General features: G+C 56.9%; 14 protein-coding genes. 3 read left to right on the plus strand and 11 right to left on the minus strand.

Going from position 1 to position 25,134, the window contains the following annotated elements; translation table 11 throughout:
* Positions 1–77: 77 nt before the first annotated feature.
* Entirely contained in the window at positions 78–593 is a 516-nt protein-coding gene (gene rbfA / locus ACZA91_RS00730; protein WP_463184210.1) for a 30S ribosome-binding factor RbfA, read from the plus strand.
* 87 nt (positions 594–680) lie between these two features.
* Here rbfA and ACZA91_RS00735 read toward each other — a convergent pair whose 3' ends face one another.
* The 11 genes from ACZA91_RS00735 to ACZA91_RS00785 all read right to left on the minus strand — a co-directional run bounded on the left by ACZA91_RS00735 (position 681) and on the right by ACZA91_RS00785 (position 20,908).
* Positions 681–1,985, minus strand: coding sequence for a hybrid sensor histidine kinase/response regulator (locus ACZA91_RS00735; RefSeq protein WP_199291530.1), 1,305 nt, complete (start codon positions 1,983–1,985; stop codon positions 681–683).
* Positions 1,986–2,008: 23 nt separating this feature from the next.
* The gene (locus ACZA91_RS00740) at positions 2,009–4,114 is read right to left on the minus strand and encodes a putative bifunctional diguanylate cyclase/phosphodiesterase (RefSeq protein WP_463184212.1); all 2,106 of its coding nucleotides are present in this window, start codon (positions 4,112–4,114) and stop codon (positions 2,009–2,011) included.
* A gap of 44 nt (positions 4,115–4,158) precedes the next feature.
* Positions 4,159–7,698: an MHYT domain-containing protein gene (locus ACZA91_RS00745; RefSeq protein ID WP_463184213.1), complete on the minus strand. Its 3,540-nt coding sequence runs from the start codon at positions 7,696–7,698 to the stop codon at positions 4,159–4,161.
* 379 nt (positions 7,699–8,077) lie between these two features.
* Positions 8,078–9,247, minus strand: a complete 1,170-nt coding sequence (locus ACZA91_RS00750) for a pentapeptide repeat-containing protein (RefSeq protein ID WP_463184215.1) — start codon at positions 9,245–9,247, stop codon at positions 8,078–8,080.
* Positions 9,248–9,509: 262 nt separating this feature from the next.
* Positions 9,510–10,553, minus strand: coding sequence for a tRNA lysidine(34) synthetase TilS (gene tilS / locus ACZA91_RS00755; RefSeq protein ID WP_463184217.1), 1,044 nt, complete (start codon positions 10,551–10,553; stop codon positions 9,510–9,512).
* Positions 10,554–10,625: 72 nt separating this feature from the next.
* On the minus strand, positions 10,626–12,659 hold the full coding sequence (locus tag ACZA91_RS00760) for a hypothetical protein (RefSeq protein ID WP_463184218.1): 2,034 nt from the start codon (positions 12,657–12,659) through the stop codon (positions 10,626–10,628).
* A gap of 169 nt (positions 12,660–12,828) precedes the next feature.
* Positions 12,829–13,785, minus strand: coding sequence for an energy-coupling factor transporter transmembrane component T family protein (locus ACZA91_RS00765; protein WP_463184219.1), 957 nt, complete (start codon positions 13,783–13,785; stop codon positions 12,829–12,831).
* Between the two features lie 24 nt (positions 13,786–13,809).
* Positions 13,810–15,042, minus strand: a complete 1,233-nt coding sequence (locus tag ACZA91_RS00770; RefSeq protein ID WP_190530020.1) for a citrate synthase — start codon at positions 15,040–15,042, stop codon at positions 13,810–13,812.
* Between the two features lie 17 nt (positions 15,043–15,059).
* Positions 15,060–15,641, minus strand: coding sequence for a phosphohistidine phosphatase SixA (gene sixA / locus ACZA91_RS00775; protein ID WP_463184222.1), 582 nt, complete (start codon positions 15,639–15,641; stop codon positions 15,060–15,062).
* A 106-nt stretch (positions 15,642–15,747) separates the two neighbouring features.
* On the minus strand, positions 15,748–19,464 hold the full coding sequence (locus ACZA91_RS00780) for a diguanylate cyclase domain-containing protein (protein ID WP_463184223.1): 3,717 nt from the start codon (positions 19,462–19,464) through the stop codon (positions 15,748–15,750).
* Between the two features lie 748 nt (positions 19,465–20,212).
* Positions 20,213–20,908: a lysozyme inhibitor LprI family protein gene (locus tag ACZA91_RS00785; RefSeq protein ID WP_158234541.1), complete on the minus strand. Its 696-nt coding sequence runs from the start codon at positions 20,906–20,908 to the stop codon at positions 20,213–20,215.
* 677 nt (positions 20,909–21,585) lie between these two features.
* Between ACZA91_RS00785 and ACZA91_RS00790 the strand changes: the two genes are divergently transcribed.
* The gene (locus ACZA91_RS00790) at positions 21,586–23,430 is read left to right on the plus strand and encodes an NAD(P)H-quinone oxidoreductase subunit F (RefSeq protein ID WP_463184225.1); all 1,845 of its coding nucleotides are present in this window, start codon (positions 21,586–21,588) and stop codon (positions 23,428–23,430) included.
* Between the two features lie 174 nt (positions 23,431–23,604).
* Complete coding sequence (locus ACZA91_RS00795) at positions 23,605–25,131, plus strand: NADH-quinone oxidoreductase subunit M (protein ID WP_463184227.1); 1,527 nt, start codon at positions 23,605–23,607, stop codon at positions 25,129–25,131.
* Positions 25,132–25,134: the final 3 nt, after the last annotated feature.

Here is a 25,134-nt window from a genome sequence, read left to right on the forward strand (position 1 = left end):
AACGGCAAAATTCAGCGGCAAAATTTAACGGCCAGCGTTTTCGCGGCATTTCGACTGCATTTTTGGAGAATTGAGCAATGGCTACAAACCGGCGAGTCGCGCGGGTGGCGGAAATGATTCGGCGCGAAGTCAGCCAGATGCTGATGAATGATATCAAGGACGATCGGGTGGGGCTGGGGATGGTCAGCGTCACCGATGTGGATGTGTCCGGCGATTTGCAACATGCCAAGATTTTTGTCAGTGTCTATGGCACGACGGAAGCTCGCGAAGCCGCCATGGCCGGTTTGCGATCGGCTACTGGCTATGTGCGCAGTGAGTTGGGGCAGCGGGTGCGGCTGCGACGAACCCCGGAAGTGATTTTTATCGAAGATAGTTCGATCGAGCGGGGCAGCCGCGTTCTCAGTCTTTTGGAACAGCTTGAACAACACCGCAAAGAACATCCCCTAGACTTGGAGACGGATCACCAAAATGGGGCCGATGCAGCCTTAGTTGATGATGAACTAGATGACGACCTAGATGATGAATTCGATGATGAACTGGACGACGAATTTGAAGACGAGTTCGACGATGAAGAGTTGGATGTTAAAAATTAACTAAATGCAGAAAATGCAGAATTGATGTTGATCATCGATACTCGTCAGTAACCGATCGCCTTGCTAGCCAAACCACAGTTTATTGGTTTAAACGGCCTCGGCACGCAGGGCGATCGGCAACTCAATGCAGAATTCAGCCCCCACTCCCTTGGCTGACTCAACAGTTAATTGACCGTGGTGATGATTCACGATGATTTGATAGCTACTGGCCAAATTTAAGCCCACCCCTTGCCCGATCGGTTTTGTGGTGAAGAAGGGGTCAAACAATTGGCGCTGAACTTCTGGGGAAATTCCCACCCCGTTGTCCCGAATTCGCACCTGAATGGTGGTGGGGCTGGTGCGTTCGGTACAAATCCAAATCGTTGGATCTTCTTGAAGTTGCTGTTTTTGCACCGCAGAACTCAACGCCTCGATCGCATTATTCAGAATATTCAAAAAAACCTGATTCACCTGGCCCGCATGGCACTTCACAGGCGGCAAATCTCCATAGGTTTTAATCACGCGAATTTTTAAATCGGCTAAGGGTTGATTCAGCAACAGCAAAGTGCTATCCAGCCCATCATGCAAGTTCACCGACTTAATTTCGGCTTCTCCTAATCGCGAAAAAATGCGCAAAGCCAGAATAATTGACTGAATGCGATCGACCCCATTTTGCATCGCATCCACCAGTGATTTAAAGTCACGGGCAATGAACTCTAAATCAATTTCTTTCAGAATCCTTTGCACCGACTCCGGCGGATTAGGACAAGCCGCTTGATACTGGTCCAGCAACTCAAACAGCGTGGCCAAATACTCCCTTGCAGGCGACAAATTACCCGCAATAAAACTCAGGGGATTATTAATTTCATGGGCCATTCCCGCAGCCAACTGACCAATGCTGGCCATTTTTTCCTGCTGCAGTAGTCGCAAATGGGTTTGGCGCAATTCTTCCAAAACCCTTTGCAGGGTTAAGTTTTGGGCAAGAAGACTCTCCTGGGCCCGCTTCAGAGCAAGCTGATTTTCAATGCGGGCAATGACTTCTTCTAACTGAAAAGGCTTGGTGATGTAGTCAGCGCCGCCCATTTGAAAGGCTTGCACTTTATCCTGGGCACTATCCAGGGCGCTCAAGAAAATAATTGGAATCTTTTTAAGCTGATCATTTTCCTTGAGGACTCGACAAACTTCATAGCCATTCATACCCGGCATGTTGATATCCAACAGAATCAGGCTAGGCGGATCGGCATGGATTGATTGCAAAGCCATCGGACCATTGAGGGCCTTGCGAACCAAGTAACCCTGTTCTACTAAGAGGGACGATAGGAACTGGATGTTGGCGATCGTGTCGTCAACAATCAGAATGTCCTCTTTTGTGTCCGATTGGGTAGACATCGCGGGTGCAACCGTGGCATTCATCGGCAAAACTCAGGAAATAAATATCAACCCTGACGAGACCAGGATTTAATGGGATAGTCGCTCAAAAAATTCTCCATTTCGGCAACCGTGAGGGGTTTAGCCACCCAATAGCCTTGAATGAAGTCACATTTAAATTCTTGTAATTTTTGGAGTTGAGCGATCGTTTCAACGCCTTCCGCCACAATCTGTTTTTGCATGGTTTGGGCAATGTGGATAATGGCGGCCACGAGTTCGCCCCGTTCGTGGGACTCATCCAGGGGCGTGATGAAGGAGCGATCGATCTTGAGAATATCCACGGGCAGTTTCTGTAAATAACTCAGGGATGAGTAGCCCGTTCCAAAATCATCGACACAAATTTGAATTTGTCGATCGCGCAAATTATTCAAAACAGCAATGTTTTGAGGGGTATGACCCATAAATACCCCTTCGGTAATTTCTAGCTTGAGACAGGAGAGATCTGCGGCCAAATTTTGAACAATTTGATTGAATTTTTCCAAAAAATCCTGTTGGTTAATTTGGCGAACCGAAAGATTCACGCTCACAAATAAAGGTCGATCGCGGGGTCGATCGCGATTCCACTGTTGGATCTGTTTCAGCGCTTCGGTTAACACAAATTCCCCAATCGCCACAATTAATCCTGTCTCTTCTGCGACGGGAATAAACATCGAAGGGGGCACATAACCATGAACGGGATGGGGCCAGCGCACTAGGGCTTCGCAACCGGCCAACTCCCCCGTGGCCACGCAAACAATGGGTTGATAGGCCACTTGCAGCGCCTGGTTTTGGAGGGCATGGCGCAGCTCGGTTTCCATCTCCAGGGTCTGGAGGGCGTAGCGATGCATGGCTTTGTTGAACTGTTGGTATTGACCCCGGCCCATGGTTTTGGCTTGGTACATGGCCGCATCGGCATCCCGCAGCAAGTGTTCCGGATGGCTGTAGTTGTCGGAGTCTACGGCAATGCCAATGCTGGCGTTGGTGAAAATTTCATGGCCCTGGAGCTTAAACGATCGCTGCAAGGCTTCCATGACCCGATCGGCATAGGTTTGGGCCAAGGCGAGGGGATCGGGCCCCTGTAGCAGTAGGGTGAATTCATCGCCTCCGAATCGCGCCATGAGGTGGGGCGGCTCCAGTAAGCCCTGAAGCCGTTGAGCCAGGCTAATTAGCAGTTGATCGCCCACAAAGTGCCCCAAGGAATCGTTCACCACTTTGAAGCGATCGCAGTCAACAAACAACACTGCTACCCGATCGGCTTGGGCTTGGCGAGCGGCTTGAAACCGTTCCGCCAACTCCCGCGTAAAAGCAGTCCGGTTGGGCAACCCCGTAAGGTCATCCCGCAGCACCAGATCCATCAGTTGTTCTTGTAGCCGTTGGCGCTCTTGAATTTCCGTATGCAGGGCCGCATTCGCCTGCTCCAGGGCCCAAGTGCGCTCCCGCACACGCCGTTCCAAGTCCAAGTTCAGCTCGGCCATTCGCTGCTGAGCCGATCGCGCCTGTAAGTGGGTACGTACCCGGGCCAGCACTTCCTGGCCATGGAAGGGTTTGGTGATGTAGTCTGAGCCACCCGTTTCAAAGGCCCGCACTTTGTCGAAGGCATCACTGAGGCCACTGAGAAAAATGACGGGAATGTCGGCCGTGCTGGGATCCGCCTTCAGGGCCTGGCAAACGCTGTAGCCGTCCATGTCCGGCATCATGATATCGAGCAGGATCAAATCTGGCGGGTCGGCGGCCACGGCCCGCAAGGCCATGGAACCGTTGATCGCCTTGCGGATTTGATAGTGCTCACTGGCTAAGAGGGCTGCCAAGAGCTTCAGGTTTTCGGGGGTATCATCCACAATCAAGATATCGGCCGGCTGGAGATCCACCTGTTGAAAACTAGCTGGCTCGATATGGGTGTCAGCGTTAATGTCAGCATTAATGCCAGCCATTGCAGAGGTCGCAGCCCGATCGGGAGCGATCACCGCAGCGGCCGCGGGTCGATCGAGCGGTTGGTCGGCGTGGGGCCAGCCGCTCGATCGATCCAGGCCAGGCTCCTGGAATTCACTCACGCCCCTGGGCAAGTGCCCCGCAAGCGGTGTGTGAGTGGCGGCAGGCGAGTCCGGTGGTGGCTGGTCAGATGGGGGATGTGACATGGCGGGCAACAACTCAAGCGGCATGTTGAGACAAACGGACTGATCTAGGGGGCGGATTGCGCTTCATCCAGTAATTCCAACACCCGATCGAACCGCAAACCGTCAATCCATTGGCTGAAGACTTGCCGCAAGGCGTTGGCACTGTCCGGCAGCGCCTCCAAAAGCTGTAAGGCTTGGCTATCACTGCCTCGGGTGACGGCCGCTCGGAATTGTTGTTGCCAAGGATCGGGCAAGCTTGCCAGTTGGGTCAGCAAGGTATGGGGATCCGCATCGATCGGGGCGGTGTTGGGTTCCGGTTCCGCAGGCGCTTGGTAGAGGTATTGCACTCCTAATTTTTGACCCAGCAACTCCAGCAGATCGGTGAAGTTAAAAGGCTTACAAATCAAATCATCACAGCCGGCCGCCAAAATTGCCGCTCGATCTTGGTCAAAAGCACTGGCCGTTAAGGCAATGATCAGAGTTTGGTGGCCGCCAGGCTGGGATTTGATCAGGCGGCTAGCCGCGTAACCATCCAAACCAGGCATTTTCATATCCATAAAGATGGCCTGGGGGTGGTGCTGTTGCCACAGTTCGACAGCCATTTGACCATTGATGGCGGTGATGGTCTGAAAGCCCACTTGATTCAGCAAGTCCGTGAGCAGGGCGCGGCTGTCCGCATGGTCATCGGCCACCAAAATCACATAGGCCGGTTGCCCCGGAGCCAGCCGCAGGATGGGTTGCTGGGAAGCGGAGTCGATCGTGCCGCTGATTTCTGCCCGCTGGGCTTGGATCGTGACCGTGAAGGTGGCTCCCGTTTGCGGTTGACTATAAACTGAGATGTCGCCGCCCAACAAGCGGGCAAATTCCCGAGAAATGGACAGGCCCAACCCGGTTCCCTGACCCGATCGCTGGCCAACGGCTGTTTGCTCAAAGGGCCGAAACAATTGGGCAATTTCTTCGGCAGATAGGCCCGGCCCCGTGTCGCTGATGTTGAACTCCAGGCCAATGGCGGCGGGGTCGGTCTCGCGGGTGGGCGGGGTCTCGGCGATCAGTGGCGATCGCTCCCCGATCGGGGTGGTTGACAGTTCCCGCGCCGTCAAAATCACCCGCCCCCGATCGGTAAATTTCAACGCATTACCCAACAGATTCAGCAAAATTTGCCGCAATCGGTTCTGATCTGTGATCACAAATTGCGGCAGGGTGGCCGATCGCTCAAAAAGCAACACCAGCCCCTTGCTTTCCGCCTTCACGGTCAACAGGTCTTGCAAGGTGTCTAGCAACCGGTGCAGATCAAACCGTTCCAGTTGCAGCGTCATTTGGGCCGCTTCGATTTTGGACATATCCAAAATGCTATTGATCAGGCCCAGGAGATGCTCGCCGCTGCGGTTCACAATATTGGTCTGCTGGCGGTGGGTCAGGGAAAGGGACGGATCACGCGCCATCAGTTGGGTAAAGCCCAAAATCGCATTCAAGGGGGTGCGGAGTTCGTGGCTCATTTGGGCTAAAAAGTGACTTTTGGCCCGGTTGGCTCGATCGGCCTCTTCCTTGGCGGCCAACAGTTCGGTCGTTTGCTGTTGGGTTTTGGCGAGCAGTTCGGCCTGTTGCACGGCCACGCCAAATTGCTCAGCAATCCGCACCACGCTGGCCACTTCCACCTCCGTCCAACTGCGCGGCTGGCCATTTTGGTAGCAAGCCAACAGGCCCCACAACTGTTCCCGGCAGAAAATCGGCACGATGATATAGGCCCTGGCCTCCAAGGCCTCTAACAATCGGAGATAGCAATCATCGAAACCGTAGGCATAAATATCACTGACACAGCGACAACTGCGGGTGGTTTGGTAGCTGCCCCCTTGGGTGTCCTGGAGGTAGGTGTCTTGAATCAACAGGTTTTGGCTATCGATCGTTTTGATAATGCATTCCGGGCGATCGACCGCAATTCGCTCAATGGTGGTGTTGTTATAAACCGGTGTCCAACCGGGAACCACGGCCTCCGAAACCACTCGCCCGCTCCAGTTCGGCTCAAAGCGGTAGACCAAAACGCGATCGCACTCAATAATTTGCTGAAGCTCGCTGGTGGTGGTGTCCAGGATGGTTTGCAGCTCCAGGGTGCGCCGCATTCGCTGAATCACGCGGGCGATGGTGGTTTCGCGGCGGGCAGTTTTTTGGAGGGCTAACTCAGCCAGCCGGCGATCGGTAATGTCCGTCAGGGAACAAACCACCCGCTCCACCTGCTGATCTTCATTCAGAATTGGATCCGCATTTACCAACAACCAGCGCCGCTGTTCACCTTCGTTCAAGCTCAAGATGGTGTTGGCCAAGCGCCATTGGGGATTGGTGGTGCGATCGGTTGTCCAAGATTGCCCCGCCGATCGATTGGTGGCCCCACCGCTGCCAGTTTCTCCCCCATCCCAACCCAAGCTGGCGCTGAAGCTGGAACTGAAGCCGGTGAAATTGGCTTTCAGCAGGTTGCCCACGCCTCGGTTCACCATCGGGCGATCGGGCACGGTGGCATCCGGCTCCCCCAACGCCAAAATCTGCTGAAGTGGCATCAGATCTTGGCCAAGGGTGAAGTCATTCGGATTGAGGGTGGGCAACCCCGCATGGAAAATTTGCCCCTGAAGGGCCTCTACAGAAGTGCCCAACAACTTGGCCGCCATGGGATTGCAAGACAAAATGCGCCCACCCGCGTCCACCAGCAACACCCCCGTTGGCAGGCGATCGATCAGCAGTCGAAACCGCATCTCACTTTCGCTGAGGGTTTGCTCCCGCACTCGCTGTCGATCGAGCATCCGCTCAAACGTTGAAATGGCCAGAGCAATCACCAAAATGACGATCGCCCCCAAGGCCACATCCACCGCCAACCCCGCTGAAGTGATGCTGGGTAAGTTGGAAGGCTGACTGAGACCCCCACTCCCGATCGGGAAATCCGGGGTCTGTTCCGAAAACCCAAAAACCGAGTGATTCACCATCCAAAACTGCGTGCTGGTCATGGCGGTGTAGTGCATCCCCCCAATTCCGCAACCCATAATGATGGCGCTGCTGAGGGACTGCCAGGTAAAGGGAACGCCACTGCCAGCCGCTTCCACGCCCGATCGCCCCAACCGCAGCGACAGCCAAGCCGCCCCATAGGCAGACACCAGGGCAATCACCACAGAAGCACCAACCCCCAGCCAGGAATAGTGAACCTCGCCAGGCAACTGCATCGCTGCCATGCCGGTATAGTGCATCGCCACGATCGCCAGCCCCATGCATAGCCCCCCCACCAACAGTGAAAAACGCACTGTGCTGCGGCTCATGACATACAGGCCAATCCCCGAGGCGATCAGGGCCCAAAACAAGGACAGCAACGTGGTGTTGAGGTCGTAGTGAACGGCCATGGGCAACTGAAAGGCCAACATGCCCACAAAGTGCATGGACCAAATGCCCACCCCCATGGCCAGGCTGCCACTGACCAACCACAGCGTCTGTTGGCGCACGGTTTGGGCCAGGCGCAACCGGCCCGCCACATCGAGGGCCGTGTAGGATGCGACGATCGCGATCGCCAGCGAAGCACTAACCAACGACCAGTCATACATCCCAAAAACGGGACTCAGCAGAGGCTCCATGGGCAATTGTTTAGCAATTCAGGGCTATGGTGGCGGGCAGCAATTAGCTCGGGCAATTAGCTCGGGCAATTAGAGCTTGTTTTGTATAGTTTTCCCAGCCTCACGGGGAATTTCGGCCCTGAGGAAACAACTGCGTTGCTGATCAGTGGCGATCGGTCATGATGATGAGTCCCAATGATCAATACCGAATGATCAATACCGACAAGCACTATCGATCGATATCGATACCGAACCGAATATCGATCACTGAAACTGAATCCTGTCAACAGCCTGTCAACGTGCCTCTTTCAATGTGCCTCAAGGAGCCAATTTGTGCATCTTGCACCTATGGATTTTCCTGCGGATCTGGTGGAGCTGATTGATCAAGTTATTGATCGAATTATTGATCGAAGCTGACCCAGAGTCGGTAATTGGTAAAGCCGCCCATCGTGCCCACGGAAATGTCATAGCGAGCGTCTTCCAGGGCCCGGAAGCGCGTTTTGCTGACCTGGCGGGCCAGGACGCGGCCGTCATCGTTGGTTAAGTCGAACCTGGCGCGGCCATTGTAAGAATCAAGCCGGATTTCAACCGACCCGGCCGGTAAATCCACCTGCCAGATATCTTGCTCGCCACTGGTCACCTCTCCTTGGGCCGTACCGTAGCGGCTGAGGGGGTCGATCGACAGGGCGTAGGTGTTGGAGCGATTGGCCAGGGTGGGGCCCGCCTGAAAAGGACGAGTCACCACCTCGCGCTCCCAAGGATTGCTCTCGTCGCGGTTGGTAGCTTGGGCCCGCTGCTCGATCGGGGACAGTTCCACCGACAGTTCATAGGTTTCCGGGCCACGTAAACTGCTGACCACCACTTGGTATTGCCCTTCGCTGGGAATTTCAATGAATGCTTCGCCCGTATTGGTGGCCAACCGAGACCCATCGGGCCCCAACACATCAAAGCGAGCATTGCTATTGCGGGAGGAAATCAGCACCTGCATTCGCCCGGGCCGCCCATTCACCAACCACACATCACTGCGATCGCTCGTGACCGTGCCGGTGACCAGGCCGGCCGTCCCGGCTGCATTCAAAGACAGCACTTGCGGGCCACTGGCCGTTGGGGGCGAGGGCCGAAAATCAGAGCTGGAAAAGTCCACACAGCCCACGTTCGATCGCGCACCACTGGGAACGATCGCCCCGCAAAGGTTCGCCCCATCGAGGCGTGCTCCGGTTAAATCCGTGCCCCACAGGTAAGCGCCCCGCAGATCCGCGCCGCTCAGGTCGGCTCCCCGCAAGTTAGCCCGAATGATCAGCGTTTCGCGCAGGTTGGCCCCTCGCAGGTTGGCCCCTCGCAGATCCAACCCATTCAAATCATTGCCCTGAAGGTTGCAACTGGGGCATTGGTTGCTTTGCACCAAGTTGCGCCGGTTGAAGGTGGTTTGGTTAAAGTCGCTGGCCTGGGCGGGAGTGGCAAATCCCATGGCCAGGGCGACGATCGAGCCAGCTAACCCCCAGCGGCCAACGGCGGAAACGGCAGCAATGGCCAGGGAACGATTGCGGAAGTGGGATTCGATCGCGGACATGGCAGGGAAATATGGTTGAAATGCTGGCTGAAATTTGGGTGGAAATTCGTTCTTGGCGAGGTCGTTTGGCGGCAAGCTGCTCTTGCGTCCATTCGTTTTTAGCATTCGTTGGCGAAGACGGCGAGCGATCGGGTGGCAGCTAACGGGTTCAGGAGCGCAGAACTTTCCCCAGCCCTTGATCGGTTCTCGATCAGTTTTTGATCGGCTCCTCGATCGCTCCTTCGATCAAGATTGCTCTTTTGATCAACTGATCAGCCCAGTGTCAGCCCAGTGACCGATCGCCCTGCTCAGTTTGACCGCTGGAAGACTCGGCCGGCAACCAAATCAGCCAACGATCAAGCACCCGCACCACAGCCCCCTGAGGCAGGGAACGGGTTTGGCTGCCCTGGGGGGCGTTCACCAAAGCCAACACCGCCGCCACTTGGGCATAGGTGGGCGATCGGGCGGTTTGTTGGGTTAACCAGCGACGCAACACCCGCCGCTGAAGGGCGATCGGCTCCCGTTGCAGTTGAGCGCGATCGAGCCGATCGCCCCCATTGCCCCGACCGGGCCCAGCGCGATCGTGCCCATGGGTCTCCAGCCATTGGGCAGTGAGCTGTTCCAACCATTGGGCCTCATCAGCCAACAGTTCCGCCGTTTGGGCCAAGTGGCGTTCCACCTGGGGGTTAAACGCTGCTCGCAACAGGGGCAACACCTGCGATCGCAACCGGTTCCGAAAATAACGCTGATCCTGATTCGTGCTGTCTTCCCAGCGGGGTAACTGCCAAGTTTGGCAAAATTCCGCCGTTTCTGCCCTGGTCCAATCCAGCAGCGGGCGCACCAATTGCAGCGACCCGAGCGATCGTTGCCAATCCAAAGACCCCAACCCATCGCCCCCACTGCCGCGAATTAGGTGATGCAACAAGGTTTCTGCCCGATCGCTGGCCGTGTGTCCCGTCACGATCGTGCTGCAACGATGCTGTTGGGCCAAGCTGCTCAAGGCATCGTACCGCCAGGCGCGGGCGGCCGCCTCGTTGGCTTGGGGTGCGTCCCAAATGGCCAGGACGGCAGGCAACCCCCAATCGTTGGCTAATTGAATCACGAAGTCCCCATTGGCGGCCGCATCGGAGCGCCAACCGTGGTTGCAGTGCCCCACCACCAATTCCCAGTGCCAAAGGCGGCGTAAATCCACCAACAACCGCAACAGGCCGATCGAATCTTGGCCGCCAGAAACCGCCACCAGCACCCTGGTTCCGATCGGGAGTAAGCCGCGCGATCGTAGGGACTGATGAAAGCGGGCATGTTGATCACTCCAGGGTTCTGCCACCCTTACCGTTCCCCCTACACCTCAAGGAGTGGAATCGCCTAGAACTATCACCGAGCACCCTAGGACTATTGCCTAGAACTTGGGCAACTCAACGGCGGCCAGCGAATCGCGCCGCTTGCGAGGTTTGGCCAAGGTGGGCGCGGGCCATTGGGGCAACGGTTCCGAGGTCGCCACCGGAGTCGATCGCGCCGGCCAATCCATCAACTCCGCTTCTAAGGACAGCACTTCTGCCAAAGGTGTTGCTAAATCTTCCCCATCAATGGGTTCAAGATCAATGGGTTCAATCGAATCCGGTTGCCGAGATCGATCGCTCCGATCCGATCGATCAGGCTCCGACAGCGGATCGAAGTCCGGCGAATGGGAGTCAATGGGATACAAGTCAATCAAAGGGCGGGCCGGGCGATCGAGCTGGGCCGATTCGGCTTCGATCATCCCTAAATTCGCCAGCGATCGGGGCGAGCTGCTGTGGTGCGATTCGGTCAAGGGTAGTTGGATCGATCGCCTCGGAGCGGGGGCCGGCGTGGAGGAAAGAGGGCTGGGCAAATCCGCTTCCTCTGTTTCCGCCAAGGCCATCAACCGGGCCAACACATCGCTTTGTTCCGTAGGACTGAGGGGGCGGGGCCAATCACTCAACCACAGGGCATCGGCTAGATCATCGAGGCCATCGCGATCCAGGCCAGCAAGGTCATCGGTTGTAACCGCGTCCGGCAGGGATTCCCACTCGGAGGCCGCCCCATCGAACTCGATCGGGGGCAAAGCCTTGGGCGTAATGTCTTGTGCCTGATTAGTTAGTGCGTGATCGGCTGTTGCTTGATCGATCGCTGCCAATTGCGCTCGCTGCCGAATTTGATAGGACAAATTGGGAGCGGTTTGCTCTAGGTCCCAATTCAGCAAGGCCAAAATTTCTTCAGTCCGAATGGCATCGATCGGGTCGGCCGGCTGTTCCGCAGGTGGCTCCGGTGTTTGGGGCGGGGTTACCGCTACTGCCCAATCTTGATCAGCCCAGTCCTGATCAGTCCAGTCCTGATCAACCCATTGATCCTCTTGATTATCAGTCAAGTCACCTTGATCATCAGTCAAAGCATCACTGCCCAAGGAAGACGGCTCAGATTGCGCCAGGGCCAACGGATGCGCCAGTGATCGGGGTTCCGTTTCGTTCAGGGGCGGCAACACCGATCGCCCATATTCCTGCTCCAGGCATTGTTCCAAGGCGGTTCGCAGTTGCAGGGTTTGCCGTTGTTGGCGCTTGAGTCGTTCCTGCAAGTCCTGTTGCCGCCCTTGCAGTTGCATCAGCTCATCGGCTTGCTTCAAGCACTGCTCTTGCAGCAATGCACAGGCCCGTTCCAGTTGGGCAATGCGTCCCCGATCGCAGGCTTCCTGCTGCACCCATTCCGCCCGCTCCTGATCCTGTTGGGCCAACTGGGTTTGGGCCGCTGCCAAGGCTTCGGCCAAGCGCGTCGCTTCCTGTTTGGTGCTCTCAAAATCTCGCGATCGCGCGTCGTAGAGGGCCTGTTGGGTTTGGGCCCGCATTTGTTGCAAATCAAGCGTGGCCCGGCATTCCGCCACCGCCGTTTCCAGCCGGGTCACCTGTTGTCGCAATTGTTCGTTTTCTTGGTTCAGGGACTCCGCCACCGCCACCAACTGGGCCACATCCGTGGGCCCGGCGGGCAAACCGCCTGAGGATCGATCGCCCCGCAGTCGAGAGTCACCCAATCGGGAACCATTCAAAGCGGCATCATTGGGCCGAGACCCCCTCAACCGAGAGCCACCGTGGTTGGGTTCCTCGCGCTGGAATGGTAACTCCGCAGGCGATCGGGCTGGCCGATTGCCTGACCAATAGGGCTGCAAAACGTCCGTGCCCGATCGCGCCGGCCCCGTTGCTGCTGGGTTGGTGCTGGTCGGATGGGTGATTGGGGAGTTGCTCACCTCCGAACCCGGGTTCGCCCCCGCTTCCATGCGATCGCCCCGATCGGCCAGGTGATCCAGGGCCACATCCGCTCCGCCATCCGCTCCATCCTCAACCAATGCTTCCAAAGACAGTGCTCCCGGAAAATTAACCGTCGTCCAGTCTTGGTCAGAATCAGGGCAAGGGGGCGTTAAATCCATAGTCGCTGCTCGGGCCGTTTCGCAAGCGTCCCAAAAAAGGGTGGCTTTCTCAGTAACGCATACAATTTTCTGGAGTGCAATTTTTTCTGGAGTGCAATCCCCAAAACGCTAATCTGACGTTTTGATGACGGGATTAATGATGGGTCGCTCCCTAATTTGCCCCCTGATTTTAAGGTTGCCACCCCCACCAGAGCCGCGCCCCAACAATCAACAACAGCACCCCGATCGCCACCCCATCCCGGGCCCGCAGCCGAGGCACAGACAGGGGCAAAGAATGACGATCGGGACTGGTGAACCCGCGTACTTGCATGGCAGTGGCCATCTGTTCCGCCCGCATCAGCAGATTTTCCAGCAAGCGTTCTGCCAAAATCAGCCAAATCTTGATCGTGCCGCGCCAGCCCAGCCGCCGCCAGTTGATGGCACGGGTACGAATCGATCGCACCAGATTTTGCACCTCTTCCAACACCAGCGGAATGAACCGCAGGGAAAGGGTCAACGTCAGGGTCACTTCTGCCACGGGCAGGCCCAAACGTCCCAAAGGAGCCATCAAGCTCTCTAAACCCGCTGCAATTTCCTCGGGAGCCGTGGTCAACAAAAACAGCGTGGTGCTGTAAATCAAAATGAAGACCAAGCTGCCAACCCGCACGCCCAAACCCAGCGATCGCCGGGACACTTTCAACCAGCCCTGTTGTACCAACCAGTATCGATATTGGGTGGGCTGGGGCAAGGCTTCAGGGGCGATCGCCTGGCCCGCTGGGGCTGAACCGCTGGCCGGGTCTTGATTATTTGACGAATTCAAACTTGACCAATTCAAGTCCGCAGGCGATCGGGGTTGATATTTCAGGCCATAGCCATCGGGAGACAGGGCCGTGAGCAAGGTGGCAAAAAAGCCCACCAGCAACAACCAAACCAACTGCTGTCGCCAAACTCGCCAGGGAATTCCGGCCCCCACGGTCAACAGCACCAACAGGGCCACTAACCCCAACCGGGCCACCCCGCTGGCCAAAACGGGCATCAGCAGGAAAGCCAGCAGCCAACCCAGCTTCACCCGAGAATCCAGGCGATGGAGCCAAGTGACCGGTTGTTCAAGATACAGCCCCAAGGGGAGCGATCGCATTAAGTCCATGAACGGCAGCGCCTAAGGGCAGCGCTAGTTGGCAAGCGTATCAAACCGCACGAGAGATTGGCGCTGCTCGATCGGCTGGTACGATGCCCCATGCTCACCCGTGTAGATTTGGGTGGGCCGGAAGATGCGATTGGTGGACAGTTGTTCGCGCCAGTGGGCTAACCACCCGGCCACGCGGGCGATCGCAAAAACCGGCGTGAACAGATCCGTCGGGATGCCCAGGCGACGATAAACCAAGCCCGAGTAGAAGTCCACGTTGGGGTAAATGCCCTTGTGGCCCAGGCGATCGGACACGACGCGCTCCACTTCCAAGGCCAAGTCGTAATATTGGTCGCGGCCCAAGTTGTCAAACAGTTCTTCCGCGAGGCTTTGCAGCACCGTGGCCCTTGGGTCTTTGACCTTATAAACCCGGTGGCCAAAGCCCATGATTTTTTGCTTTTCCGCGATACAGCGATCGATGTAGGGAACCACATTCTCGATCGAGCCGATCGCCTCCAGCATATCGATCACTTCCTCATTGGCCCCGCCGTGGAGCGGCCCCGCCAACGTGCCCACCGCCGAAGCCACCACCGCGTAAGGGTCAGTCATGGTGGAAGCGGTCACCATGGCCGAGAAGGTGGATGCGTTGATCGTGTGCTCCGCATGGAGGATCAAGCAGGTGTCAAACACCCGGGCCGCCAGGGGAGCCGGCTCGCGCTCATTGAGCATGTACAGGAAGTTGGCCGCATAGCCCAAATCATCCCGGGGTTGAATCGGGTCATTGCCCTTGCGGATCGATTGGAAGGCCGCCACCATCGTTGGAATCTTCGCCAGCAACCGAATGGCCGCTTGGCGGATGTAGGCCGGGTTGGGCAGGGCCCGCCGCGAATAAAACAGCCCCAAGGCCGCCGCCGAAGCTTGCAGCGCGTCCATCGGGTGGCCGCTTTCCGGGAAGCATTTCATCATGTCCCGAATCCGGAACTTCACCCGCCGGTGATAGCGAATGTCATGCTCAAATTCTTCCAGTTCTTCCCGGGTGGGCAAACAGCCCCAAATCAACAGAAAGGTGGTTTCCAGGAAGGTGCTATGTTGCGCCAACTCCTCGATCGCCATCCCTCGATATTCCAAGATGCCGTTTTTGCCATCCACATAACTGATGGCCGATTGGGTTGCGGGAACACCTTCGAGACCCGGCCGGAATTCACAGGCAGGGGCAGCCGTTTTGGCTGAATCGCCAGTGCTTTCGTTGACGCGATCGGAAGTCGCTGGTGTAGCCATAGGGCAAGGGCAGAAAACTATAGGAATAATCGGGGAGGGGTCAGCCAAAAAAGCTGGCTGCAACCAAGAGGAGAACCCATGGGGGGCAAAATCAAACCAATAATACCTGCTTTTTTCAGCACGATTGTGTCCCGTGCATCATTGATCGGGTTTCCATCGCCCCAGATTAGTTGGTTGGCCCACTGGCTGAGGGTGGGTTCGTGGCCCACCAGGGCCAGCCGCAGCCGGGAAGAGGGCTTGGCGGGAAAGGCGGCTTGGGCCAGGTGCTGGGTTCGCCACTGATCGTAGCGCTCTAACCAAGGGTCGATCGCCCGATCGGGTGTCAGTTCGGGCCAAGTCTCCACTTGGGCGGCCAAACCCACCCCTTGCAGAATGGCGGCGGTTTCCCGGGCCCGCACGAGGGGGCTGGTGACCAGGGTGTCAAAGCACAGCTTCTGTTCCCGCAGCCGATCGGCCATGGCGCGGGTTTTGGTTTGGCCCACGGGGGTGAGGGGGCGATCGTCATCGTTAACATAAGTGCCGCGTTCGGCGGCGATGCCATGGCGAATTAAATACAGCTCAATGGTAGAAATCACGGAGGACATGGAGGTTTTAGCCAAACCGGTAGCCAAACCAGGTTAGCCAACTCCGGGGTGCTCATCAAATTTCCAAAAGTTTCCAAAAATTTCTAGTGAGTTTCGAATTAGTTGCTAATTTCCACCGTGGCTAGACCGCCGCTTGCCCGATCGAGGGGTGATTGGCTCGCACACAATAGCGATCGCGCCCGGCCTGTTTTGCACAGTAGAGCGCTGAATCGGCCATGGCAATCAGGGTCGCAGGTTTGCAGTCACTGCTAGGCACGAGGCAAGACACGCCAATGCTAACCGTCACAAAGGGGGCCACGATCGATCGCTCATGGGGCAATTGACGACCACGGATCCGGGTGCGGACTTGGTGGGCAATGGCGATCGCCCCTTCCAAAGGGGTTTCCGGCAAGATAATGGCAAACTCCTCTCCCCCATAGCGAGCCACCAGATCCGCCGGCCGGCAAATCATGTCTGCTAACACCCGTGCCACTTGAATCAGGCAGTCATCACCGGAGGGATGGCCATAGCAATCGTTGTAGGCCTTGAAGCAGTCCACATCCAACAGCAACAGGCTCAGGGGACGGCCCGATCGCGCCAAGCGGGCCCACTCCCGCGCCAGGTGCTCGTCAAAACCACGTCGATTGGCCACTTGGGTTAGCCCATCCAGTTGCGCCAAGCGGGTCAGTTCTTGGTTGGCCCGTTGCAGTGCCTGTTCAGCCCGTTGCCGCTCCAAAATTTGAATTTCGAGCTGACGATTCGACTCAATCAGGGCTGCGGTGCGATTGGCCACTTCCGCTTCCAGCGATCGGGAATAGTTGGCCAGAATGGTGGCGGTTTTTTGGCGCTCGGTAATGTCTTGAAAGGTGACCACCGCATAGGTCACCTGCCCCGCTTCATCGGTGATGGGCACAGCCCGCATTTCAAAGGGAATGCGCCTGCTGCCCCGATCGAGTTCAATGGTTTCCGTCACGGCGGCTTGGCCCGTTGCGCCTAACTGCACCGGGATCTGGGCCAGCTCAATCGGTTGATCGGTTCCGGCCCGATACAGGCGATCGGCCAGCGACACCGACAAGGGCGCAGCCGAATTTAAACTTGGGTCCAAACTTGGGTCTAAGTTCGGATCTAAATTCAGCAGTTGTCGCCCCAAGCTGTTCAGGTAGAGCAGGTCACCCCCCGCTTGATAGACCGCCACCCCCACGGGCAACGCATCCAGAAACAGGGCAATTTTGCGCTCATGCTCGGCGGCCGCTCGCTGTTGTTGCAGTTGCAGTTGGCGCACTTGCAAATGGGCCCGGGTGCGGGCAATCAGTTCGCTGGCCGTTACTGGCTTGGTGAGGTGATCGTTGGCTCCCGCCGCCAAGCCGGCCACAATTTCCTGGGGACAGGCTCGCTCGCTTAACAGGACGATCGGCAAGGCCTGGGGTGACCAGGTTTGGCGCAACTGGGCAATCACCTCGTAGCCCGTGAGGTCGGGCATTCGCAAATCCAGCAACAGCAAGTCAGGTACCGGGCCTTGCTGAATTTGGGCCAGGGCCGATCGCCCGCTGAGGGCCACAGACACCCGAAACCCCGGTTCCAGCGCCAACCAATTGGCCAGCCCTTGCAAAATCAGTGGATCATCGTCCACCACCAGGATGTGAGACGGCAGCAAATCGGGATCGGCGGTGGTTGGGGGCTGGGGCTGGGGCGCTGTCCAATGGTCGCTGGGGGCAATCTGGAGGGTGGGAGGTTCCCCTGTCCAGGCGATCGGGATTGTGAAACTGATGCGCTCGCGGATTGTGGGAGCAGCAGTCGTTGCCTGATTTCCCGGGGCATTCTCCGGCTGATTCCCCAAGGGATTCCCCCAGCCATGGCCGCAGACATCGCCCAAAGCCAACGTTCCCCCATGTAATTCCACCAGGCGCTTGGTAATGGTTACACTCAGGCCACCAATGGAATCTAACTGAGCTGGCTCTAGGACTAGGGACGAGGGAGAATCAGCGATCAGGGGCAGCACCGAACCCTCCTGAGCAAGGGCCGACTCTTGCCCCCAAGACCCGATCGCCGGTTCCGGGCCCCGATCGAGCGTTGAAACCCGCACCATATCTTGTTCAGACAAAAACTCAGCCGCAATCAGAATCTGTTGGCCCGCAGCTTGTTGAATGGCATAGTCCAATAGATTCAGCAAAATCTGCTGGAGCCGATCGGGGTCAGCCATCACTGGCGGCAACTGGTCAGGAATTTGCATCACCAGGGTCAGGTGTCGGCGATCGGCCAGGGGCTGCAACATCGTGATCGCCACCTGCACCGCCGATCGCAAATCGATCGCCTGCGGATCCAAACGCACATCCCCGTAGCGCAACCGCGCCACATCCAGCAAATCATTCACCAAGTTTTGCAGGCGCTGATTGCTGGTCAACAACAGTTCCAAATTTGTTTTTTGCAGGGAAGTCAGCGGGCCGCCCGTCCCCCGCAACAGAGACTCCACAATGGCAATCATCCCCGCCAAGGGCGATCGCAGGGCATGGGAAGTACTGGCCAAGAACTCATCCTTGAGCCGATCGATTCGCCGTAGCTCCTGATTTTGGGCCGTCAGTTGAATAAAAGCCCCCTCCACGCAATTGGCCATGAAGTTAAAGGCCCGGGCTAATTCCCCCAAGCGATCGGGGCGATCGTCCCCCGTCACCCGTCGCTGCCACTGGCCACTGGCCAACGCCTGGGCTGCCTCATGCACCTCCATCAACGGCCGCGTCACCCAATGGGCCAACCCCCAACCCGTTAACCCCGCCAGCACCATTGCACCGCCACACAACCCCAAAATCAGCCATCGATTTTGCTCCAGGGGGCTGCTGTAGACCTGATGGGGAGTCACCACCACCAACCACCAGTCCAAACCGCTGGCATCGTTGAACGGCCGCAAGAAAACAGCGTACTGTTCCTCGTTCACCGTGATCGTGGCTTGGCGATCCTGAAGTGGTTGCTGGCCCTGAATCAACCGCATTGTGGCTCGGGCAGCCTCCGCCGTCACGGGGTTTTCGCTGCTGGTGGCCGTCAGGCGCTGGCGACCTCCCCCAGACAAGGGCAGCACCGCCGGTTTTTCCCCCGTGGAGGCAGCAATTAGATGGCCACTCCGTTCCAAGATCAGGAGTTGCCCTGGTTTTCCCGCTTGCATTGTGGCCAGCCGTTGCCCCAGATGCGAAAGCCGCAGCCCCGCCATCAACACGCCCGATGGGCGGCCCCGATCGCCCCACAACGGTTGAGTCACACTTAAATAAGTCGTGATTTTCTGAAAAGGGGGATCAATAATGCTCCAAGTGGGTTCCCCTGTCCCAACCGCCATTCGATACCAAGGCTGCTGTCGAAAATCTGGATTGGGAACGCTTGACAAACAATCAACCTGGGCCTGGCGATCGCCCTGATGGTTCACGAGATAGCGACAAAGTTCCCCGTTATCAGTGGTGCTGCGAATCAGCAGCTTGCCCCGACTGTTACGCTCAACCCCCGTGAACTCCCCGGTGGCCGTTGCGAACCCCACCAAGTCCACATCATCACTGGTAATCACCTGATTCCACAGGTGGCGATCGAGTTGCCCCCCTTGGGGCATGGTGTTGGTTTGTTGAATCTGCTGGCCCAAGATCGGGCGCAAATTATTCGCATTTCGTTGGTTCGCGTCTTGCAGCCCGCGCAAAACCTCCTGCAACAGGTCATCGGCGCGATCGGCCGTATCCCGCTGCATTTGCGTCAACACACCCAAAATGGACGATTTGCCACCAGCATAGGACAAATATCCCACCAAGCTCACGATGACCAAGATTTGCGCCATGAATGGCACAACCAACACGATCGGGAGTGGCAAACGTCGCAACTGCTGAATCATGAAAACTGTTTTCTGATCAAGGTTTTCTGCTCAATTTCTGCTCAGTTGAGGTTGCGGCATCATCTAGGCTTGCCAAGCAGCGACCAAACTCAACCTCGATCCCATTCCAACCCCAGCAACGGTTCACGACAAATAAAACAGCCCCTAGCGATAGCTATCTATTCCCACCTGGCGATTGACCGAATTTTGCTGCACAACGGAACTGACCGCGAGTGATCGATTATCTGAACCCTGTCATTTTAGTGATTTGTGATTAATCTAAACTGACTCAGCAATCAAGGTTTCAGACCCCAATCACTCGATCGCGGGGTTCCTGTGGGCTAATTTCTTTGAGAATAATCCACCCTGATCAAGGTTTTTCATTCATTGTTTGTCTAAATATTTTCAAAAGTGTGAATTATGCTCAGAAATCGCAATTTTTTTGAAATTATTGTGAATTTCGGTTTGTTTTTGGCGATTTCTGCAAAGCAAGTCTTGAGAAAATCAATTTTTCTCAGACAAGAATTTCGCAAGAGTCTTTAGAGTTCCTCAAGATTACGATAGACCAAATTTGAAAAATCGGGGGCCGCCGCCACTCCCTGCGCCGGGAGCAATTGGTTGGCGGCTCACTCTACAAAGTTGAATTGATACAAAAAAATTTACAAAAACAGTCGAAATTGCCCAAATTAGTTCACTCAACTCAAGTTCGGTCAATTCAAGTTCGATCAATTCAAGTTTGATCACCATTCCCCAGACCAGTTCCCTGGGGTCAACGGTTGCTCAAGGCTTCTTCCAGGGCAACGGTGCGCTGATCGGATAAGCGAATCACACAGCGATCGCCCGTTGATTGCAGACTTTGTTCAAAGGCACAGGCGCGATCTCGAAACCGAATCCAGGCCTCCTCAGCCGCAATCAGGCGCGATCGCTGGCTGCCCGACTGGGCTTGCAACAGGGCTTGGTAGGCGCGGTTTAAAGCCGCATCCGCAGCGGGTTGGCTGAGGCGACCAGCGGGAGGAGTTGTGCCTCGGCGATAGGCCTGCAAATCGTTCAGCCGCTCCTGGGTCACGATCTCCTTGCAACTCCATTCGATCAACGGTTGCATGGAGCCACCTTCAAACTCGCCAGACGCAAAAGCACAGTGCCGATCGCGGAAAGTGATCCAAGCTTGCTGGGCACTCACCAGTTGTTGCTGTTGGGGGGCACTGAGCCGGACGATCGCCCGTTGGTAGGTTTGATTTAAGGTGCGATCGACCCGTTCCCAGCTTTCATAGGCGCAGCGGTTCATGGTGGTTTGATCTTGCGGATCCCGGCAATCCTGAGCCTGGGCCGCAGCGGGCAAAACCCCCACCCCAACAACCATTCCCATCCCAGCGATCGCCCCCAAGAGCCATAGCCCCAACCATCCGGGGGCCGATCGTTGGATTCGCTGCTGGATCCAAGTTGGGGAATGATTGTGCGAATTCATCTGCGAACTCATTTGCGAACCAGTTTTTACCGATGATTGCGCCAGTGGGTGGTGCACCATGATTCGATCCCCATATTTGCCGACTTGTTCAATGCTGATGAGATTCGTTGCCCAGTTGATGCCTATTCAATCACTTGGGATTCACTTGGGATTTGAGGGGATTGAATTTTGAGGGAATGGGGTATCGAATCTTCAAATCGAATCCTTCAGTTAAATCCATTAATCGAATCTGTGGCTCAGATCCAGGATCATGGTCTAGCGATCAATACTTAGTAATAAATACTTAGCAATGTCAGATTGCTGATCAACTATTTTGATCAGTTCTGATCAGTCACGATCGCCCGTTGCCGTCCGTCTCATAGTCCTTTACAGCCCCACAGCGCGATCGTCATCCGGATCATTGACCCAAAACTCTTGATTGGCCCTGGCGATCGGCCCTCACAGGGATCCTAAATGTCAGGGATTAGCAATAAGCCACACTTAGACCCTTCATCGGAGTTTCCAAGCATTTGCTTATAGATTTTCCCTTTTGAACCCAGTAATCTTAAAAACAACTAAAGCATTCTTAAACTTGCATAACAGGACTGCGTTGCTGCATTGTCTGTTTCAGACTCTGCGGCCCAAAATTCTGCGCCCGAAACCTGCTATTCGTACCCTGATTCCCATGGAAAACGCCTATGGATCGCTGGATTATCGATAACCTTTGGCTGGTGCCGACCTACGCCCTCTTTGGCGGGCTGTTGGCCCTGCTTTGGTCGCCGGCCTTCATTCGGCGCACCGGCCCGCGACCGGCGGGCTATTTCAACATTCTGTCTACGGGCCTAGCGTTTTTACACAGCGCGATCGCCCTGCCCCTGATTTGGAACCAGCCGGAAGCCACCATTTCTTTTAACTGGCTGGATGCGGCGGGGCTGAATGTGGATCTTGACCTCAAGGCTTCCGTGGTGAACGTGGGCACGATGGCCCTGATTTCCGGGATTACCTTCCTGGCGCAACTGTTCGCCGTCGGCTACATGGAAATGGACTGGGGTTGGGCCCGGTTCTATTCCTTGCTGGGCTTGTTTGAAGGCGGCATGTGCCTGCTGGTGCTGTGCGACTCGGCATTCTTCAGCTACATCGTTCTAGAAATCCTGACCCTGGGCACTTACCTACTGGTGGGGCTGTGGTTCAGCCAGCCGCTGGTGGTGACGGGGGCACGCGATGCGTTCCTGACCAAGCGGGTTGGTGACCTGGTGTTGCTGATGGGCGTGGTGGCCCTGCTGCCGATCGCCGGGACTTGGAACTTTACGGACTTGACCGAGTGGGCCAAGACGGCGGAACTTGACCCGACCGTGGCGACTCTGCTGGGCTTGGCCCTGGTGGCTGGCCCGATCGGGAAATGTGCCCAAATCCCGCTGCACCTGTGGCTGGATGAAGCCATGGAAGGGCCGCTGCCCGCATCGATTTTGCGAAATGCGGTGGTTGTCCCGATCGGGGCTTGGGTGTTGGTGAAATTCCAGCCGGTGATTGCCCTGTCGCCCGTGGCGGTGACGGTGGAATGGTCGGTGGGTTTGGTGACGGCCCTGCTGTGCAGTGCGATCGCGATCGCCCAAATCGACATCAAGCGCGTGCTGTCCTACGCCACCAGTGCCTACATGGGCTTGGTGTTCGTGGCGATCGGCTTTGGCCAATTGGATTTGGCCCTGTTGCTCTGCTTCACCTACTCGGTGGCCATGGTGCTGTTGACCATGAGCGCTGGCTGCGTGATTTCCAACTGTGTCACCCAGGATGTAACCCAACTGGGCGGCCTCTGGCCCAAGCGGCCCGCGGCCGGCCCGGGTTTCTTGGTGGGGATGCTGGGCTTGGTGGCCGTGCCGCCCTTGGGCTGCTTCTGGTCGCTGTCGGCCCTGGGTGGTGCCTTGCTGGAAGCCAATCAGCCGTTGATTTTTGCGGCCCTGCTGCTGATCAACGCCATGACGGGCTTTAGCCTGATGCGGACTTTTGGGCTGGTGTTCTTTGGCTCCGAGTCACCCATGACCGAGCGGGCCCCGGAAGTGCTCTGGCCCATGAGTTTCTCAACGCTGGTGATGGTGGGGGTGGTGTTGCATACGCCGCTGTTACTGATCCAATGGCAGGTGTTGCCGAGTCTGGGCACTACGGAGGCGATCGCCCTGGCCACTTCGTCCCTGGTGGGCTTGGGTTCAGCGGCGGCGCTGTACCTGAATCCGCAGGTGGCTAAGCCGGTACATTCGATTCCGGCTCCGATTCGCGATTTCTTTGCCTATGACCTCTATACGGCGAAGCTCTATCGCAACACGATCGTGCTGGTGGTGGGCGCTGTGTCCGGCGTGCTGTTCTGGATCGATCGGTTCATTGTCGATGGCTTTGTGAATGCGGTGGGGGCGCTGACGGTGGTGGGTGGCCAAGGCTTGCGCTACAACACCACGGGCCAAGTGCAGTTCTATGCCCTGTCGATTCTGTTGGGGGTGGTGCTGTTTGGGGCGCTGGTCGCTTGGCCGATTCTGGCTCCGACGGTTCCCTAGGTTCCGATCATCTTCGATCGCCATGGGGTCAACCTGTTGGGGCGCACGGCGGTGCGCCCCTACCCGGAACCCAGACCAGACAAGGGGCTTAAGCCCCTTGCTCCCCCAGTGATTCAGCGTTAGCGCGTCGTTTGACTACAGCCGTAAATCACAGCAATGTCACAGTAAAAGCCTATGTTGAGCGCATTGATTTTAATTCCGGCGATCGGGGCGGCCCTGGTGGGTCTGTGGCCCGGTCAGCCCAACTCCGCCCTACTGAAAAAGGTGAGCCTGGCCATTGCTAGCGCGATCGCCCTGTGGACGTTGTATTTATTTGCCCAGGTCGATGTGAATGCGATCGGGGCGCAGATGACCGAATATTTGCCCTGGGTGCCGCAACTGGGCTTGAGCTACAGCCTGGGTGTGGATGGGTTGTCCCTGCCGTTGGTGGGCTTGACCGCCCTGCTGGCCTGGATCGCCATTTGTAGCAGCGATCGGGACTTACAGCGACCCCGGCTCTACTACTCGATGATTTTGCTGGCGATCGCCGGGATTAACGGCGCATTCCTCGCCCAAAACCTGCTGCTGTTCGTAATGTTCTACGAACTGGAGCTGATTCCCTTCTATTTATTGATTGCGATTTGGGGCAGCGAACAAAAACGCAGCTACGCCGCCACCAAATTTCTGATTTACACCGCCATTTCCGGGATTCTTGTGCTGGCGGGCTTCCTGGCCCTGACCTGGCTCAGTGGCTCCACCAGCTTTGACATTGGGCAAATCGACATCAAAAAGCTGTCTGACAACGCTCAACTGATTTGCCTGCTGCTGTTGGTCGTTGGCTTCGGCATCAAGATTCCCCTAGTGCCGCTGCACACCTGGCTGCCCGATGCCTACGTGGAATCGTCGCCCGCTACCACGGTGTTGCTGGGTGGTGTGCTGGCTAAGCTGGGCACCTACGGCTTGCTACGCTACGGCTTGGGTCTGTTGCCCGATGCTTGGGGGACGATCGCCCCGGGTCTGGCGCTGGTGGGTGTGGTCAGCGTGATGTATGGCGCATTGACCGCGATCGCCCAAAAGGACATCAAACGGATGGTGGCCTACAGCTCGATCGGGCACATGGGCTACATCATCGTCGCCGCCGCCGCCCTCAACCCCCTGTCCCTGCTGGGTTCTGTGGCCCAAATGGTCAGCCACGGCTTGATCCTGGCGATTCTGTTCTACCTGGTGGGTGTGATTGAAAAGAAAGTCGGCACCCGCGACCTGGACAAGCTGAACGGGTTGATGAGTCCGATTCGCGGCTTGCCCCTGACCAGCGGCCTGTTGGTGCTGGCGGGCATGGCCAGCGCCGGTATCCCCGGCATGGTCGGCTTCGTGGCGGAATACATGGTGTTCCAAGGCAGCTTCACCACCTATCCCGTGATTTCGCTGCTCTGCATCCTGGCTTCCGGGCTGACGGCGGTGTACTTCGTGATTTTGCTGAATCGCACCTGCTTTGGCCGCCTGGACAACGCCACCGCCTACTATCCGGCGGTGCGGTTTGATGAGCACCTGCCGGGTCTGATTTTGACCGGGCTGATCGTCTGGCTGGGGATTCAACCCACCTGGCTGGTGAAGTGGATCGAGCCGACGACGGACGCGATGATCGCCGCGATTCCCACCGTGAACCAACCGGTGGCGATCGCCCCAACCAAACCAGCCCTAAAGGCCCCCGCGATCGATTAAGGA

Source organism: Limnothrix sp. CMB-01, assembly GCF_055193175.1.